Here is a 15,793-nt window from a genome sequence, read left to right on the forward strand (position 1 = left end):
ACCGTCACTTGCAGATGCGTCCGCAGGTGCTCTACCTGCGCGAAGACCAGCCGTTCAAGAGGACATCGCTCGGCTCTCCCCGCTCAGGCACCGCAACCTGAACCTGCTCGGCCGCTACAGCTTCACCGCCGGCGCCCTGCGCCCACTGCGCGACCCGGATGCACCCGAGCTCGACGAAGAGGACGAGGACGACACGGACTGACGCCCTCGCCCCCGGCGGGGAGGTGGTTTCGCCGGAAGGGACCGTAGTGGTGCCGTACTGGCCCGTGAGGCCTTGGCGAGCTGTCGGCGCTGGTGCTCTCGCGCTCGGCAGTCAGGATGGCTGGACTTGGTCGAAGAGGGCGAGAGCTTCGGCGGGGTCCGGACTCACGAGGCGTTCCAGACCGGCCGTCGTGATCTTCGCCCACCTGCCGGCCCGTGCCCACATCTGTTCCTCGAAGGCGCGGACGGCCTCGTCCAGATCTCCAGGGCCGGTGGCGATGGACTCGGCGAGTTCGGCGCCCTCCAGCATCGCGAGGTTCGCGCCCGCCCCCAATGGGGGCATCAGATGGGCGGCGTCGCCCAGTAGCGTCACCCCGGGGACGTGGGTCCAGGTGTGGGACACGGGCAGGACGTAGAGGGGGCGGTGGACGAAAGCGGTGGCGTGGCGGAGGAGGTCGAGGACGGGAGCGGCCCAGCCGTCGAACAGCGCCAGCAGGCTCGATCGCACGGCCTCAACGTCGGCCAGGTCGAGGTTCGCGTGCCAGTCCAGCGGCGCGCGGAACTGGGCGTACACCTTGACGTGGCCGCCGCTGTTGCGCTGGGCGACGAGAGCGCGGTTCACCCCGTACACGGCCATGGAACCGTCGCCGATCAACCGGGCGAGGTCGGGATGGCGGGTGTCGACGTCGTCGAGGAAGGATTCGACGTAGGTGACGCCGGTGTAGTGCGGCGTCACCGAGGAGACCGCCGGGCGTGTCCGGGACCATGCGCCGTCCGCGCCGACCACGAGGTCGAACGTCTCCTGTCGTCCGTCCGCGAAACGGACTACAACACCCTCCCGGGTTCCCGGCACTACCTGCGTCACGCTCCGCCCCCACCGGACGTCGAGAGGGCCGAGCAGCAGGTCACGGAGTTGCCCGCGGTCGATCTCGGGATTGGCCCGGTCATCTGGACGGGGTCGCCAGTCACGCAGGACGGTGCCGCCCGCGTCCAGGATGCGCATGGCCTGCCCCTCGGGGCGGGAGAGCGCCCGGAACTCCGCCAGCAGCCCCGCCTTGTCCAGCGCGAGCTGGCCCAGCCCCTCGTGCAGGTCCAGCGTGCCGCCCGGGGGGCGGACGTCGGGGGCGGGATCGCGTTCGAGGACGGCGGCTGGGTAGCCGTGGCGGTGCAGGACACGGGCGAAGGCAAGGCCTCCCGGGCCGCTCCCGACCACGGCGATACGATGTCTCATGGCGATACACTGTATTGCCCCAAACGACGTATCGCAGCAGAACGGTGTGAACCATGAGTGTGTGGGACCGGCCGGAGCCGCCGACTCGCCCCGTACCGCTCGACCGGGAGCGGATCGTGGCCGCCGCAATCGCGCTGGCCGACGAGGGCGGACTGGACGGGGTGTCGGTGCGCAAGGTCGCCGCCCGGCTGAACGCGGGCCCGATGCGGCTGTACGGATACATCTCCACCAAGCAGGAGCTGTTCGACCTGATGGTGGACGAGGTCTACGCCGAGATCCTCCCCCAGGAGCAGCCCGGCGACTGGCGGGAAGCGCTGCGTGCCCTCGCCCAGCGCACCAGACACGCGGCTCTCCGGCACGAATGGCTGGCCGACCTGCTTGGCGGCCGCCCAGCCCTGGGCCCGAACGCCCTCGCTGTGGGCGAGGCCACGCTGGCCGCCCTGGACAGCCTCACCGACATCGACACCGCCATGCGCGCGGTGGAGACTGTCGGCGCCTACTTCACCGGCGCGATCAGGCGCGAGATCGCGAACCTGCGGGCCGAGCGCGCCACGGGCCTGTCGAAGCACGACTGGCAGCGCGCCTCCGGCCCGCATCTGACAAGGATGTTGGCCACAGGTCGCTTCCCCGCGCTGACCAAGGCCGTGTACGACGGCACGGACGTGGACGCCGAGGCGTCCTTCGAGACCGGCCTGGACTGGGTCCTCGATGCCGTGGCCGCCAAACTCACCCGGCCGTCGGCATGACGCTCGGCGCTTGCCGAAGGTGAGCGAGCTCGGCGCCCGGGCCCATGGGCCGTGAAGGCGGCACTCGGTGATGATCTGGGTTACGCCACTGAAGGCGTCGCCACTGCGCCGGACACGGGATGACGGTACTCGGTGTCGGCAAACGATCGTTTGACGACAGGCACGGCGGGCGTCCAATGAACCCGGACTTCTCGGCTGAGGCAACGGTCCGAGCCGCTCATGGCCTCCTTCATGTATCTAGGAGGTGCGCATGGGGGATCGTAAGCAGGCCGGGAACACGGAGTTCCAGGCCTTCGTCATCGGCCGCTGGCCGCGGCTGATGCGCACGGCGTTTCTTCTCACGGGGGAGCAGCACGCCGCCGAGGACCTGGTCCAGTCGACACTGGAACAGGTCTATGTGGCCTGGCGTCGGGTCGCCTCGGCCGACGACCCGGAGGCGTATGTACGGCGCGTGATGATAAACGCGCACGCCCGCAGGTACCGCAGGAAACTGCGCGAGTTCCTCGCCCCGAGGGACGACGACCCGGGTCCGGCCCACGAGATCGCCGACACCGGCGACCGCATCGCCCAGGCCGACGACCGCCACGCCCTGCTCAAGGCCCTGGCCGAGTTGCCGCCACGGCAGCGGGAGGCGGTGGTCCTGCGCTACTGGGAGGACCTGACCGAGACCCAGACGGCCGAGGCGATGGGCTGTTCGGTCGGCGCGGTGAAGAGCAACGCGGCCAAGGGGATCGCGAAACTCCGCGCCATACCGGAACTGGCGGACATGGTGACGCACGGAGGGCGGAAGTGATGAGCGCTGACCGGGAGACGAACCACGACATGACACAGCACGACATCGCCCTCCTGCTGGCCGACGCGGCGGACGAGGTGGAGATCGGTATAGCCCCCACCCAGGCGCTGATCCGCGGCGGCCGCCGGCGCAAGGCCCGCCGCTGGGCGGTGGCGGCGGCCACGGCTCTGGTGGTCACGGGCTCCACGGGGGCGCTGGCGCTGACCGGGCTGCCTGGGCACGAGGACCGGGCGGCGCCCCCGGCGACACAGCCGGCCGTCACCGGAACCCCCACACCCTTCCAGCCGCAGGGCAGGACCACCCTCGCGACCGGCACCGACGGGGGCGAGGAGTGGCGGGTCACCCTCGACGTCTGGCCTGCTCCGGTCGACGTCCAGGACGCCCGGTCCTTGATGAACGCGATGGCGGAGTACGGCGAGGCCCCCGCGGGCGTGAACACCCCCGCCGACTTGGTCGGCAGGAGCGCCTACTTCGTGCACCGCGGCACCGGGGAGAACAGCATCGGCTGGGAGCACCTGACGCTGCAGGGTCTGACCGCCAAGGGCGACAGCATGTCGGGCCAGGACGTCGACGCCGTCGCGGTCCCGCTCGCCCCGGCCGGCGGGAAGCCCGACCGTCTGGTGATCGGTTATGTGGCGAAGTCCGTCCAGCGGGTGACCTGCGCCTGGAAGGACGGCACCACGACCGAGGTCCGCAGGGTCCCCGCGGACGCCGACATCAAGAGCGACGACCTCACCATCCGTACGATCGAGGACTCCCCGTACAACTGGTTCGTCTGCCTGGCACCGCAGGGCACGGAGTACAAGTCGGCGGAGGTGACGCAGTAGGGCGCCCAGGGAGGAGGGCGGCGCGTCGCCGCGTCCTGAGCCCTGCCCGGGGTGCCCGTTAGGGTGGCAGGCGTGTCTTCCTCCGGCCCGCACTCCGACCCCTTTGGCTCCACCGACCCCTACGGCCCGTACGGCTCCCCGCGGCCACGCCGCTCACTGCTGCGGCGGCCCCTGACCGTGGCGCTCGCGGCGCTGGTGCCCGGGGCGCTGCTGGGGTGGCTGGCGTACGAGGCGCTGGGCGGGAGCGGGGGCGGCGGGGACGGCGCAGCGGGCGGGGTGGCCGGGTCGGGGCCGACGCCGAGTGTGCTCAGCTCCCCGGCGGAGGGGGCGACCGGCACGGACGGCGACGCGAGGCCGACGACGGGGGCCGGCACCGGCGACTCCCTCGAGGGCAAGGTCGTCGTGATCGACCCCGGGCACAACCTCACCAACTCCCAGCACACCGCCGACATCAACCGCAAGGTGGACATCGGCACCAACTGGAAGGAGTGCGACACCACGGGGACGTCCACCAACTCGGGTTACAGCGAGGCGAAGTTCACGCTGGACGTGGCGCACCGGTTGCGGGCTCTGCTGGAGCGGCAGGGCGCGACGGTGAAGCTGACGCAGGACGGGGACCGGCCCTTCGGGCCGTGCGTGGACGAGCGGGCCCGGATCGGGAACGCGGCGCACGCCGACGCGGTGGTGTCGATCCACGCCGACGGCTCCGCGGAGGGCAACCGGGGCTTCCATGTGATCCTGCCGGGCGCGGTGCACGAGGGCGCCGCCGACACCCGGGCCATCGTCGCCCCGTCGAAGGACCTCGGAAAGCTGATCGCGGACGACTTCGCGCTCAGCACGGGCAGTTCGCCGTCCAACTACGTCGGCGACGGCACCGGTCTCGTCACGCGTGAGGACCTGGGCGGTCTCAATCTGTCAACGGTTCCCAAGGTGTTCATCGAGTGCGGCAACATGCGCGATACCAAGGACGCGGCATTGCTGACCAGTGGCGCCTGGAGGCAGAAAGCGGCGCAAGGGCTCTCTGAGGGAATCGTGAGTTTCCTGCACGGGTAGCGATCAGGGCACTGATCCCGGCGGACAGCCCGATCGTGTGGACGATAGTGTCGTCCCCACGATGAGGGGCCACCCCCGCGCTTCACACCGGGGCCTTAAGGCGACATTGTGACAGCGACGCCTCCAACGGACGTACCGATGACGAGACGACTGAACCGAAGGACCTTGAAGTGAATATCCGCTCCCTCACTCGAGGCGACGGCGTGGTGATCGGAGCAGCGGTGTTGCTGTTCATCGCGTCGTTTCTCGACCTCTATTCGATCGACGGCGTGCCCGACAACATCGACCTTCCGAGCCTGTGGGGCAGCGGGCCGGTTCTGCTGGGTGTCGTCCTCGCGGGGATCATCGGCGCCGCGCTCGTCGTCGTCAGCAGGGTGCTGCCGCAGGAGCGCAAGATCGTCGGGCTGGACCTGCGTCAGTTCGGCGCGGCCTTCACGGTCTTCGCCGCGTGGAGCGCGCTCGGCAACGTCTTCGACCCGGCGGGCGGCTACGACAACGTCGGTGACAGCTCCAACGGGCCGGACGCCGGCACCGGCCTGATCATCGCCCTCATCGCCACCCTGCTGCTGGCCGCCGCCGCCATCGCCACCCCCCTGGTCCCCGCCCTGCAGGCCGGTCTGATCCCGGCCCCGAAGCCGGCGGCGCCCCAGCCCTACGGCGCCCAGCCGCCCGCCGGTTACGGCTACCCGGGTGCGCAGCAGCCGGCGGCCTTCGGTGGTCCGCAGCAGGGGCAGCCGGGTCAGCCGTTCGGTGCCCAGCCCGGTCCGGCCGCGCAGCCGCCGGCGCCGGCGCCGGAGTTCTCGCCGTTCTGGTTCGCCGTGCCGGTGCCGCGTCCGCTGTACGCGGAGGACGGTGCCCCGATGCCGATCGCGGAGCTGGCGCCGGGCACCTGGTACCTCGCGGTCGAGCAGGGCGCCCAGGGTCTGGTCGCCCAGACGCAGGACGGTCGTCGGGGTGTCCTGCGGGACACCTCCGGCATCCAGCGCGGCTGAGCCCGCCGCGCGTTCTGCGCGCCGTCGCCCGCACGGCCCCTCGCCCCTTCCGGGCGGGGGGCCGTTGTCGTACAGTCGCAGCCCGGTAACTGACGGACCGTCAGGAGGCAGGTATGCGGCTCGGTCTCGCGCTCGGCTACTGGGGTCGTGGCCCCTCCCCCGGCCATGTGGAGCTGGCGCGGGAGGCGGAGCGGCTCGGATACGGGTCGGTGTGGACGGCGGAGTCGTGGGGGTCGGACGCCTTCACACCCCTCACCTGGATCGCCGCGCAGACCTCGACGATCAAGCTGGGGACGGCCGTCGCGCAGATGGCCGCCCGCTCCCCCACCACCACCGCCATGCACGCCCTCACCCTGGACCACCTCTCGGGCGGGCGGATGATGCTCGGGCTGGGCCTGTCCGGCCCGCAGGTCGTCGAGGGCTGGTACGGGCGGCCGTTCCCGAAGTCGCCGCTGACGGCCACCCGGGAGTACGTGGACGTCGTACGGCAGGTGCTCAGGAGGCAGGCGCCGGTGGAGCTGGACCACGGGCGGTTCCACCCGCACCCCTATCGCGGCCCGGACGCCACCGGGCTCGGTCGGCCCCTGAAGTCCATCACCCACCCCCTGAGGGCCGATCTGCCCGTGCTGCTCGGTGCCGAGGGGCCGCGGAACGTGGCGCAGACGGTGCGGATCGCGGACGGATGGCTGCCGCTGTACTGGTCGCCGAACCGGCCGGACGCGTACGGGCCGGGGCTGGGCGAGCTGCGGGAGGGCTTCATGGTGGCCCCCCTGGTCAGCGCCAGGGTCTGCGAGGACGTCTCCGAGGGGCTGCTGCCCGTGAAGGCGATGCTCGGCTTCTACATCGGGGGCATGGGGCACGCCACCCGCAACTTCCACGCCGATCTGATGGGCCGCATGGGGTACGAGGAGGAGGCGCGGCGGATCCAGGAGCTGTTCCTGGCGGGGCGGCGGGAGGAGGCCGTGCTCGCCGTGCCGGACGCGTTCGCCGACGAGATCTCGCTGGTCGGCCCGCGTGAGCGGATCGCGGAGCGACTGGAGCTGTGGCGCAAGGGGCCGGTGACGGACCTGCTGGTGGTGGCACCGGACCCGGACACCCTGCGGGTGCTGGCCGAACTCACCCTGTAGAGCGCGCCGGAGGAGCGTTCAGAGGAAGATCGCGATCGGGTTCAGCGTCAGCTCGCCGCGGTCGCGGCTCCAGGTCGGTACCTTGCCGAGGCAGCGGGCCTGGAACTCCCCGGTGAAGTACTCGGCGTTCTGGAAGCCCTCGCGGACCCCGGCCGCCTCGCAGGTGATCCGTACCTGGGCGGCGGGGTCGCCGGGCGGGAATCATCGGAGACCCCTTCGGACAACGTCCCCGGAAGGGTCAACTCCACACCAACGGAGGCGAACCGGCGGCCCTCCGCAGGGCGGGTTTCAGACTCGGGGCAGGGGCAACCCGTCAGATATGTCCCCTCGATATCGCAACAGTGCGAATCAGGCCGGCACGGTCATCGCGGCCGTGGCCGACATCATGGCCCTGATCCTGGGCCTGTGGATCCTCATGTACCTGTTCGACGCCAACCGCGGCAACGACTTCGTGCAGTTCATCCATGACGCGGCCCGCTGGCTGGCGGGCTGGTCGCACGACTTGTTCACGTTCGACGAGGCGTGGGCGAGGGTGGTGGCCGGCTACGGTCTGGCGGCGGTGGTGTACCTGTTCATCGGACACGCCATCGCCAATCGAGTGCACCGGCACTGACACCCCATGGGGCGCGGGGCTGTCTCCCTGTGCGGGGCGGCCGGGCGGGCGCGATCAGCCCACGCGGCCGGCACCCGCCGTCCCCGTACCCCCGGCTCTCAGGCGCAGCAGTCAGGGTCGAGGCCGGTCGGCAGGTGGTCCCCGCCGAACACCGAGCACGTGGCCTCATGGCCTCCCAGCGCGGCCACGGCCAGCAGCAGTGACCCAGCGGTCCAGGCGGTCAGTTCCCGGGGCCAGACGGCCTGGTCCTCGAACACATAGCCCGTCCAGTACAGGCCGGACTCGGCGTCCCGCAGGTGCTGGATGGACTGCAGGATCTCCAGCGCCCGGTCGGACTCGCCCATCGCCCACAGGGCCAGGGCGAGTTCGGCCGATTCTCCGCCGGTGACCCACGGGTTGGGCACCACACAGCGCACACCGAGACCGGGCACGACGAAGCGCTCCCAGTCCGCCTCTATCCGGGACTTGGCCTCCGGGCCCGTCAACGCGCCGCCCAGCACCGGGTAGTACCAGTCCATCGAGTAGCGGTCCTTGTCTAGGAACCGCTCCGGGTGACGCCGTATCGCATGCCGCAGCGCGCCCGCCGCCAACTCCCAGTCGGGCTGCGGCTCTTCGCGCTGATCGGCGATCGCCAGCGCACAGCGCAGCGCGTGGTGGATCGAGGAGGACCCGGTGAGCAGCGCGTCCGCGGTGGGTGTGCCGTCGTCGTCGCGCCGCCAGCCGATCTGCCCGCCCGGCTGCTGGAGCCGCAGCACCCATTCGACGGCCGAGTGGACGGCCGGCCACATGCGGTCCAGGAAGGTGTCGTCGCCGGTCGACAGGTAGTGGTGCCAGACGCCTACGGCTATGTAGGCGACGAAGTTCGACTCGCGCCCCCGGTCGGTGACGTCGTCGAAGGCGCCGTCGGCGTAGGCCGCGTACCAGGAGCCGTCCTCGTTCTGGTGCCGGGCCAGCCACAGGTAGGCCCGCTCGGCGGCCTCGTGCTCGCCCGCCGCGTCCAGGGCCATCGCGGCCTCGGTGTGGTCCCACGGGTCGAGGTGATGGCCCCGGAACCACGGGATCGCCCCGTCCTCCCGCTGCACGGCGAGGATGCCGGCGACGGTCGCGGCGGCCTGCTCGGCGGTGAGGACCCCGGGCAGGACGAGGTGTTCTGTCCGGGAGGTGGTCACTTGGCCGCCACCCGGGGGAGGTGCGGCTTGGTCGCGTAGGCGACGAAACTCTTGCCGATCAGCGGGTTCAGCGCCTGCTCGGCGACCCGCGTCGCGAGCGGCTTCTTCATGATGTCCCAGACCAGCAGCTTGTGGTACGCCCGCACCGGCAGCGCCTTGTCGTTGTCGACGCCGAACGCGCACTTCAGCCACCAGTACGGCGAGTGCAGCGCGTGTGCGTGGTGGGTGCCGTACGGCTTCAGTCCCGCCTCGCGGATCCTGGCGAGGAGTTCGTCGGCCCGGTAGATGCGGATGTGGCCGCCCTCGACCTCGTGGTAGGCGTCGGAGAGGGCCCAGCAGACCTTCTCGGGCCCGTAGCGCGGGACGGTGATCGCGATCCGCCCGCCCGGCTTGAGCACCCGGACCATCTCGGCGAGCACACCCTTGTCGTCCGGGATGTGCTCCATGACCTCGGAGATGATGACGACGTCGAAGGACTCGTCGGGGAAGGGCAGGGCCAGCGCGTCGCCCTCCATGGCGGTCGCGGTGGCGCCCTCGGGGGCCTCCCCCGCCTCCTTCATCGCCGCGAACCACTTGGCGACCTCGCGGATCTCCTCACCGTTCTGGTCGAGGGCCACGACCTGGGCGCCCCGCCGGTAGCACTCGAAGGCGTGCCGGCCGGCCCCGCAGCCGAGGTCCAGGACTCGGTCGCCCGGCGCGAGCGGGAACCGGGAGAAGTCGACGGTCAGCACGTGGCCCTGCTTTCGCGATCGGATTCAACGTCAACAACGTGGGGGACCGTGTACGACGGTCGGCGGGTGCCGTCGGCCATGGCCTCGCGGTAGCGCGTCACGGTGCCCTCGGCGGCCCGTGCCCAGGTGAAGTTCCGCAGCACGCGCTCGCGCCCGGCCGCGCCGAGCCGCGCCCGCAGTGCGGCGTCGGCGAGGAGCCGGCCGAGACCGGCCGCCAGGGCGCCCGCGTCCGCGGGCGGTACGGCGATGCAGGTCTCCCCGTCCCGTCCGGCGACCTCGGGGATCGCGCCGCCGGTGGTGGCGACGAGCGGCGTACCGGTGGCCATGGCCTCGGCGGCGGGCAGGGAGAAGCCCTCGTAGAGGGAAGGCACGCAGGCGACCTCCGCCGAGCGCACCAGGTCGACGAGTTCGGTGTCGGAGATGCCCTTGACGAACTCGACGGCGTCTTCGAGGCCGTACCGCTCGATCGACTGGGCGACGGGCCCCTCGGCGGGGCGCTTGCCGACGACGACGAGGTGGGCGTGCGGGTGCTCGGTGCGCACCTTGGCCAGTGCCTCGACGAGGAAGACCAGACCCTTGAGCGGCACGTCCGCGCTGGAGGTGGTCACGATCCGGCCCGGTATGACGGGCACCGACGGGTCGGGCGCGAACAGGTCGGTGTCGGCGCCTATGTGGACGACGTGGATGCGGTCGCCGCGGACGCCGAGGTGGTCGACGATCTCCTGGCGGGAGGTGCCGGAGACGGTGAGCACCGAGGGCAGCCGGCGGGCGACGCGCTTCTGCATGCGGGTGAACGCGTACCAGCGGCGCACGGAGCAGCGGCGCTTCCATCCCTCGGCGGCGTCGAGCTCCAACTGCCGGTCGACGGTGATGGGGTGGTGGATGGTGGTGACGAGCGGCGCGCCGACGTCCCCCAACAGCCCGTATCCGAGCGTCTGGTTGTCGTGCACGACGTCGAACTCCCCGCGCCGGGCGCGGAGGTGGCGCCGGGCCCGCAGCGAGAAGGTGAGCGGCTCGGGAAAGCCGCCGGTCCACATCGTGGCGACCTCGAGGGCGTCGATCCAGTCCCGGTACTCGTCGCGCCCGGGGGTGCGGAAGGGGTCGGGCTGGCGGTAGAGGTCGAGGCTGGGGAGCTCGGTGAGGGAGAGCCGGTCGTCGTGCCCCTCGTCCAGCACCGGATACGGCTGGGAACCGATGACCTCGACGCGGTGGCCGAGGCGGGCGAGCTCCCGCGACAGATGCCGTACGTAGACGCCCTGGCCCCCACAGAACGGGTTCCCCTTATAGGTGAGGAGCGCGATGTTGAGCGGTCGCTCGCCGTCGGCGGCGAGGTCATGCCGGGACCCCGCCTGACTGGCCTCAGCGGTCACTCCGGGGCCCCCTTCTGCCTGCGATGTCCCGCGAGACTACGACGGGACGCTAATCTAGAACAAGTTTCAGACTTGATCGTTCGGGAGGCACTGAATCTACCGGCAGGTAGGAGCGCGGGGAGAAGTTGATCAGGTGATTCACGCCACGACTCCGCCGCGACCGGCCACCTGACATGCTGTGTGATCACCGACCCTCACCGACTGTCACGGACGGGACCCCGACCCATGTCTGCGGAAGAGACCCCCCAGCGCCCCTCCCCTCTGACCGAGCGACAGGAGGCCCGCCGACGACGCATCCTGCACGCGAGCGCGCAGTTGGCCAGCCGGGGCGGTTTCGACGCGGTGCAGATGCGGGAGGTCGCCGAGTCCTCGCAGGTCGCCCTCGGCACGCTGTACCGCTACTTCCCCTCGAAGGTGCATCTGCTGGTCGCCACCATGCAGGACCAGTTGGAGCAGATGCACGGCACGCTGCGGAAGAAGCCGCCGAGCGGCGAGAACGCGGCGGACCGGGTCGCGGAGACGCTGATGCGCGCCTTCCGCGCCCTCCAGCGCGAGCCCCATCTGGCGGACGCGATGGTCCGGGCCCTGACCTTCGCCGACCGCAGCGTCTCCCCCGAGGTCGACCAGGTCTCCCGCCAGACGACGGCGATCATCCTCGACGCGATGGGCCTCACCGACCCCACCCCCGAGCAGCTCTCGGCGGTCCGCGTCATCGAGCACACCTGGCACTCGGCCCTGATCACCTGGCTCTCGGGCCGTGCGTCCATCGCGCAGGTGCGGATCGACATCGAAACGGTCTGCCGCCTGATCGACGTGACGGATCCGGGCGGCTCACCGGGCTGACACGCGAAAAACCTACGAGACGGGTTCCCTTCGCCGGTATTACCCGGATCAGGTGATGGGGGTCGCCTTCCAGCCCGACTACTGCCTTCCGGCCTCTCAGCCCGTCCGTCGACGTCGGCCTCAGCGGATGCCTTCGCGTCTCGCCAAAGTCGGCTACTCCGGTCGAACTCCCTCACTCGCCTCGTAGGCCACTACTAGGATAAAACGGGCGAAGCAGGATGCAACACCCTTTGGGGAGAATTTCGAGGAAATTTTCAGTCCTCCGGCGGAAACACCGCCTCCCCGCTTCCCACCAGCGTGATCGTGATCGCCTCCACCGGACAGCTCTCCGCCGCCGCCAGGACCCGCTCGGTCGCGTCCGTGTCCGGGGCGGCCGGACGGGACTGGCGGGAGCTGTCCAGGCGGAAGCCGTCCGGGGCGTGGTGGACGCACTGGGCGGAGCCGATGCACAGGGAGCGGTCGACCTCGACGTGCCAGCGATCGCCCGCCCCCACGCCCGCATCGGCCCGCGCGGCAGGTACCTCCATCCCCCTCAGCCCTCCCAGCCGGCCGGCAGGTGGATCATCTTGTGCTCGAGATACTCGCCGTACCCCTCGGGCCCGAACTCCCGCCCCAGCCCCGAGTTCTTGTAGCCCCCGAACGGGCCGAGCATGTCCAGGCTGAAGGTGTTGACGGAGTACGTCCCCGTCCGGACCTGCTTCGCGACCTCGATGCCGTGCTCCACGTCCGCCGTCCACACGCTGCCGCTCAGCCCGTAGTCGGAGTCGTTCGCGATCTTCAGCGCCTCGGACTCGTCGCCGTAGGGGAGGAGGCAGATCACCGGGCCGAAGATCTCCTCGCGGGCGATCCGCATGGAGTTGTCGACATCGCCGAACAGGGTCGGCTCCACGTACCAGCCGCGCGTCAGGCCCTCCGGACGGCCCCCGCCGGTGAGGATCTTCGCGCCCTCCTCCTGGCCGATGCGGATGTAGTCGAGGTTGCGGCGCTGCTGTCGCTCGGCCACCAGCGGGCCGACCTGGGTGGCCGGGTCGAGCGGGTCGCCGACGACGAGGGCGTCGGCCGCCGCGGCGAAGGCGTCGGCGAACTCGGCGTAGCGGGAGCGGGGCAGGAGGATACGGGTCTGGGCGACGCAGGCCTGGCCGTTGTTCATCCAGGCGGCGGAGACGATGCCGGGGACGGCGGTGGCGATGTCCGCGTCCGGCAGGACGACGGCCGCCGACTTGCCGCCCAGTTCCAGGGTCACGCGCGTGAGGTTCCTGGACGCCACCCCCATGACCCTCTTGCCCGCCGCGACCGAGCCGGTGAAGGAGACCTTGTCGACGCCGGGGTGCCCGACCAGGTACTCACTCACCTCGCGGTCCGCCGGGAGGATCGACAGCACGCCCTCCGGCAGCCCGGCCTCCCGCGCGATCTCCGCCAGGATGTACGCGTCCAGCGGGGACTCCGGCGACGGTTTGAGGATCACCGTGCAGCCCGTGAGCAGCGCGGGCGCGAGCTTGGCGGCGGCGACGAACTGCGGCACGTTCCAGGGGACGACGGCCGCGACCACGCCGACCGGTTCACGCCGCACGAGGATCTTCCCGAGCACACCGTCGCGCCGCTCCTCGTAGGGGAAGTCCCCGGCGACCTTGATCGCCGCGTCCCACACCATCATCGCGCCGAGGGCCTGCGCGAGAACGCTCCAGGAGTACGGGGAGCCGTTCTCGGAGGAGATCACCCGGGCGATCTCCTCGTGGCGGGCGAGGATCCCGTCCTTGATGCGGGTGACGACCGCGATCCGTTCGTCCAGCGACAGCCGAGGCCAGGGCTCCTCGTCGAACGCCCGCCGCGCCACGGCGACGGCCCGGTCCACATCGGCCGCAGAGGCGTGCGGCACCCGCCCGATGACCTCCTCGGTGTGCGGCGAGATCACCTCGATGACGGCATCGCCCAGGGGGTCCGTCAACTCGCCGCCGATGAAAAGCTTTCCGTGTTCCACGAGCTCGGCCATGGCCACTGCCTTCGTCTGCATCGTTTCTGACGGTGTTTCAGAAACTGATACCAGTTCTAGTTATAGTGGGCAATGGCCAGGCGCCGGAGGGGCCGCGGGACGGAGGGGCAGATGACGAGCAGCAGCGACGACCCCGGGGTGTACGACCACGGCGGCGGCGTCCGCTCCCTCCGGGTCCCCATCCCGGACAACCCGCTCGGCCACACCCTCGTCTACGTCGTCGACACCGACCGGGGCCCGGTCCTGGTCGACACCGGCTGGGACGACCCGGCCTCCTGGGACGCCCTGACCGCCGGACTGACCGCCTGCGGCACCTCGGTCTCCGAGCTCCGGGGGGTGGTCGTCACCCACCACCACCCCGACCACCACGGCCTGTCCGGCCAGGTGCGGGAGGCGTCGGGGGCGTGGGTGGCGATGCACGCGGCGGACGCGTCGATCGTGCGGCGGACCCGCGAGACCCGCCCCGAACGCTGGTACACCTACATGGCGGACAAGCTGACCGCCGCCGGCGCCCCCGAGGACCACATCGCCCCCCTGCGCACGGCCCGCCGCCGTACGCTCCCCGGCCTCTCCCCCGCCCTCCCGGACCGCGAGATCACCCCCGGCGAACTCCTCGACCTGCCGGGCCGCCGGCTGCGCGCCATCTGGACCCCCGGCCACACCCCGGGCCACGTCTGCCTCCACCTGGAGGAGGAGCACCCGGCCGGGCTCCCGGGCCACGGCCGTCTCTTCTCCGGCGACCACGTCCTGCCCGAGATCACGCCGCACATCGGCCTCTACGAGGATCCCGACGACGTCACCGTCACCGACCCCCTCGGCGACTACCTCGACTCCCTCGAACGCGTCGGCCGCCTCGCCCCCGCCGAGATCCTCCCGGCCCACCAGCACCCCTTCACCGACGCCCCGTCCCGGGTACGGGAACTGCTCACCCACCACGAGACCCGCCTCACCGGTCTCCTCGCCCTGCTCGCCACCCCCCTCACCCCCTGGCAGCTCGCCGAACGCATGGAGTGGAACCGCCCCTGGGACCAGATCCCCTACGGTTCCCGCAACATCGCGGTCTCGGAGGCGGAGTCGCATCTGCGGCGCCTGGTGAAGCTGGGGCGGGCGGAGGCGGTGACGGGGAGCGAACCGGTGACGTACGTGGCGGTGTAGTGGGTCTGTGTGAGCGGTGCCGTTCACACCGGGGAACCGTGCCGTTCACGACCGCGCCCTACGGTCCCCTGACATGCATCCGGACCCTCTGGTGGCGACGCCCATGGACCCGATCGAACAACTCCTCGCCGAACGAGCCTGTCAGCGCCTGCTCCTCGACCTGGTTCACCGCCTCGACCTCGGCGAACCCGGCTCCGTGGCCGAACTGTTCACCGAGGACGGCACATGGGCCTGGCCCGAGGGCGACCGTCTGGTCAAGGGCCGCGCCGACCTGCGCGCCCACTTCGGCTCCCGCCCCGCCGACTGCCACGCCCGCCGGCTGATGGCCGACGTCCGCGTCCGGGTGACGTCCCGGGACACGGCGACGGCCACCTCGTACTTCACCACCTACCGCGTCGACGACACCCCGGGCGCCATGCCCCCGGTCCGGATAGGCCACTACGAGGACACCCTCCACCGCACCCACGAGGGCTCCTGGCTCCTGGCGGCCCGCGTCCTCTTCCTGCCCTGCGGCAGCCCGACACCGCGCCTGTAGTCCGTCGGCGGCGCGGGCCCGGTACCGAAGGCACTACGCAGAGCCACACGGAGCGCCGCGTTCGAGACCGCGGTCACGTTCAAGGGCCGTTGACCGGTGAAGCACCCCACATGACCCACATCACCTACTAATCACTTCAGTAGTGCATATCGGACGCCATGTCCACGCCATTCAGCCCTCTGACCTGCGGATTGAGAGCCAGGTCACAGAAACGACCTTCACCCCGAGTACGGCCACAACTAGCAAAAGGGGTCTTTGCGGACACCTCTCGATCCTGCTTCTCTGGATGACGTCGCACGGCGCCGACAAGCCCACGGGCCTCGGCGCCGACGCATGCAGCCACCCACCGCACCCCACGCGGAGCGGCCACGCACCGCGTGACTCCGGCATGCGGGCGACCACCACGTCCCCGAAGAA

The 15,793-nt window shown here is 71.0% G+C and carries 16 protein-coding genes and 1 riboswitch; of the genes, 10 read left to right on the top strand and 6 right to left on the bottom strand.

Annotated elements, in window-relative coordinates; all coding sequences use genetic code 11:
- Positions 1-313 precede the first annotated feature (313 nt).
- Positions 314-1,432, bottom strand: a complete 1,119-nt coding sequence (locus ACIBVL_RS02950; protein WP_399090735.1) for an FAD-dependent oxidoreductase — start codon at positions 1,430-1,432, stop codon at positions 314-316.
- A gap of 53 nt (positions 1,433-1,485) precedes the next feature.
- Between ACIBVL_RS02950 and ACIBVL_RS02955 the strand changes: the two genes are divergently transcribed.
- The 7 genes from ACIBVL_RS02955 to ACIBVL_RS02985 all read left to right on the top strand — a co-directional run bounded on the left by ACIBVL_RS02955 (position 1,486) and on the right by ACIBVL_RS02985 (position 7,583).
- Positions 1,486-2,178, top strand: a complete 693-nt coding sequence (locus ACIBVL_RS02955) for a TetR/AcrR family transcriptional regulator (protein WP_399090738.1) — start codon at positions 1,486-1,488, stop codon at positions 2,176-2,178.
- 250 nt (positions 2,179-2,428) lie between these two features.
- On the top strand, positions 2,429-2,971 hold the full coding sequence (locus ACIBVL_RS02960) for a SigE family RNA polymerase sigma factor (protein ID WP_399090741.1): 543 nt from the start codon (positions 2,429-2,431) through the stop codon (positions 2,969-2,971).
- Positions 2,971-3,798: a hypothetical protein gene (locus tag ACIBVL_RS02965; protein WP_399090744.1), complete on the top strand. Its 828-nt coding sequence runs from the start codon at positions 2,971-2,973 to the stop codon at positions 3,796-3,798. The genes ACIBVL_RS02960 and ACIBVL_RS02965 overlap by 1 nt, the downstream gene beginning before the upstream one ends.
- Positions 3,799-3,870: 72 nt before the next feature.
- A complete protein-coding gene (locus tag ACIBVL_RS02970) occupies positions 3,871-4,851 on the top strand; it encodes an N-acetylmuramoyl-L-alanine amidase (RefSeq protein ID WP_399090747.1) in 981 nt (326 codons plus the stop codon).
- Positions 4,852-5,021: 170 nt separating this feature from the next.
- Entirely contained in the window at positions 5,022-5,843 is an 822-nt protein-coding gene (locus ACIBVL_RS02975; protein WP_399090750.1) for a DUF5336 domain-containing protein, read from the top strand.
- A 113-nt stretch (positions 5,844-5,956) separates the two neighbouring features.
- A complete protein-coding gene (locus ACIBVL_RS02980; protein ID WP_399090753.1) occupies positions 5,957-6,970 on the top strand; it encodes an LLM class F420-dependent oxidoreductase in 1,014 nt (337 codons plus the stop codon).
- 319 nt (positions 6,971-7,289) lie between these two features.
- Positions 7,290-7,583 (top strand): hypothetical protein, encoded by a 294-nt coding sequence (locus ACIBVL_RS02985; protein ID WP_399090756.1) that lies wholly within the window; start codon positions 7,290-7,292, stop codon positions 7,581-7,583.
- A gap of 98 nt (positions 7,584-7,681) precedes the next feature.
- Here ACIBVL_RS02985 and ACIBVL_RS02990 read toward each other — a convergent pair whose 3' ends face one another.
- From ACIBVL_RS02990 to ACIBVL_RS03000, 3 genes are read right to left on the bottom strand one after another with little or no spacing between them, the layout of a single operon-like run.
- Positions 7,682-8,752, bottom strand: coding sequence for a prenyltransferase (locus ACIBVL_RS02990; protein WP_399090759.1), 1,071 nt, complete (start codon positions 8,750-8,752; stop codon positions 7,682-7,684).
- Complete coding sequence (locus ACIBVL_RS02995) at positions 8,749-9,483, bottom strand: methyltransferase domain-containing protein (RefSeq protein ID WP_399090762.1); 735 nt, start codon at positions 9,481-9,483, stop codon at positions 8,749-8,751. Before ACIBVL_RS02995 ends, ACIBVL_RS02990 begins: the two co-directional genes overlap by 4 nt.
- Positions 9,477-10,853 carry a glycosyltransferase family 4 protein gene (locus ACIBVL_RS03000; protein ID WP_399090765.1) on the bottom strand — a complete coding sequence of 459 codons (1,377 nt, stop codon included), beginning with the start codon at positions 10,851-10,853 and terminating at the stop codon, positions 9,477-9,479. The genes ACIBVL_RS02995 and ACIBVL_RS03000 overlap by 7 nt, the downstream gene beginning before the upstream one ends.
- A gap of 225 nt (positions 10,854-11,078) precedes the next feature.
- On the opposite strand from ACIBVL_RS03000, the gene ACIBVL_RS03005 reads away from it, so the two are divergent.
- Entirely contained in the window at positions 11,079-11,696 is a 618-nt protein-coding gene (locus tag ACIBVL_RS03005; protein ID WP_399090768.1) for a TetR family transcriptional regulator, read from the top strand.
- 8 nt (positions 11,697-11,704) lie between these two features.
- Positions 11,705-11,880: riboswitch (TPP riboswitch) on the bottom strand.
- 70 nt (positions 11,881-11,950) lie between these two features.
- Here the strand turns inward: ACIBVL_RS03005 and ACIBVL_RS03010 are convergent.
- Together ACIBVL_RS03010 and ACIBVL_RS03015 are read right to left on the bottom strand one after the other, a co-directional pair.
- The gene (locus tag ACIBVL_RS03010; protein ID WP_399090771.1) at positions 11,951-12,223 is read right to left on the bottom strand and encodes a ferredoxin; all 273 of its coding nucleotides are present in this window, start codon (positions 12,221-12,223) and stop codon (positions 11,951-11,953) included.
- Positions 12,224-12,228: 5 nt separating this feature from the next.
- Positions 12,229-13,686: an aldehyde dehydrogenase gene (locus tag ACIBVL_RS03015; protein WP_399092009.1), complete on the bottom strand. Its 1,458-nt coding sequence runs from the start codon at positions 13,684-13,686 to the stop codon at positions 12,229-12,231.
- Positions 13,687-13,797: 111 nt separating this feature from the next.
- Between ACIBVL_RS03015 and ACIBVL_RS03020 the strand changes: the two genes are divergently transcribed.
- Both ACIBVL_RS03020 and ACIBVL_RS03025 read left to right on the top strand, forming a co-directional pair.
- Positions 13,798-14,841 carry an MBL fold metallo-hydrolase gene (locus tag ACIBVL_RS03020; protein WP_399090774.1) on the top strand — a complete coding sequence of 348 codons (1,044 nt, stop codon included), beginning with the start codon at positions 13,798-13,800 and terminating at the stop codon, positions 14,839-14,841.
- A gap of 73 nt (positions 14,842-14,914) precedes the next feature.
- Positions 14,915-15,376 (top strand): nuclear transport factor 2 family protein, encoded by a 462-nt coding sequence (locus tag ACIBVL_RS03025; RefSeq protein ID WP_399090777.1) that lies wholly within the window; start codon positions 14,915-14,917, stop codon positions 15,374-15,376.
- Positions 15,377-15,793: the final 417 nt, after the last annotated feature.

The sequence above is a fragment of the Streptomyces sp. NPDC049687 genome (assembly GCF_044465285.1).
Classification (GTDB): domain Bacteria; phylum Actinomycetota; class Actinomycetes; order Streptomycetales; family Streptomycetaceae; genus Streptomyces.

What these genes read in the sequence shown, in the direction of transcription:
- ACIBVL_RS02950 (WP_399090735.1), bottom strand. Translation starts at nt 1,432, where the DNA reads ATGAGACATCGTATCGCCGTGGTCGGGAGCGGCCCGGGAGGCCTTGCC.
- ACIBVL_RS02955 (WP_399090738.1), top strand. Translation starts at nt 1,486, where the DNA reads ATGAGTGTGTGGGACCGGCCGGAGCCGCCGACTCGCCCCGTACCGCTC.
- ACIBVL_RS02960 (WP_399090741.1), top strand. Translation starts at nt 2,429, where the DNA reads ATGGGGGATCGTAAGCAGGCCGGGAACACGGAGTTCCAGGCCTTCGTC.
- ACIBVL_RS02965 (WP_399090744.1), top strand. Translation starts at nt 2,971, where the DNA reads ATGAGCGCTGACCGGGAGACGAACCACGACATGACACAGCACGACATC.
- ACIBVL_RS02980 (WP_399090753.1), top strand. Translation starts at nt 5,957, where the DNA reads ATGCGGCTCGGTCTCGCGCTCGGCTACTGGGGTCGTGGCCCCTCCCCC.
- ACIBVL_RS02985 (WP_399090756.1), top strand. Translation starts at nt 7,290, where the DNA reads ATGTCCCCTCGATATCGCAACAGTGCGAATCAGGCCGGCACGGTCATC.
- ACIBVL_RS03005 (WP_399090768.1), top strand. Translation starts at nt 11,079, where the DNA reads ATGTCTGCGGAAGAGACCCCCCAGCGCCCCTCCCCTCTGACCGAGCGA.
- ACIBVL_RS03010 (WP_399090771.1), bottom strand. Translation starts at nt 12,223, where the DNA reads ATGGAGGTACCTGCCGCGCGGGCCGATGCGGGCGTGGGGGCGGGCGAT.
- ACIBVL_RS03015 (WP_399092009.1), bottom strand. Translation starts at nt 13,686, where the DNA reads ATGGCCGAGCTCGTGGAACACGGAAAGCTTTTCATCGGCGGCGAGTTG.
- ACIBVL_RS03020 (WP_399090774.1), top strand. Translation starts at nt 13,798, where the DNA reads ATGACGAGCAGCAGCGACGACCCCGGGGTGTACGACCACGGCGGCGGC.
- ACIBVL_RS03025 (WP_399090777.1), top strand. Translation starts at nt 14,915, where the DNA reads ATGCATCCGGACCCTCTGGTGGCGACGCCCATGGACCCGATCGAACAA.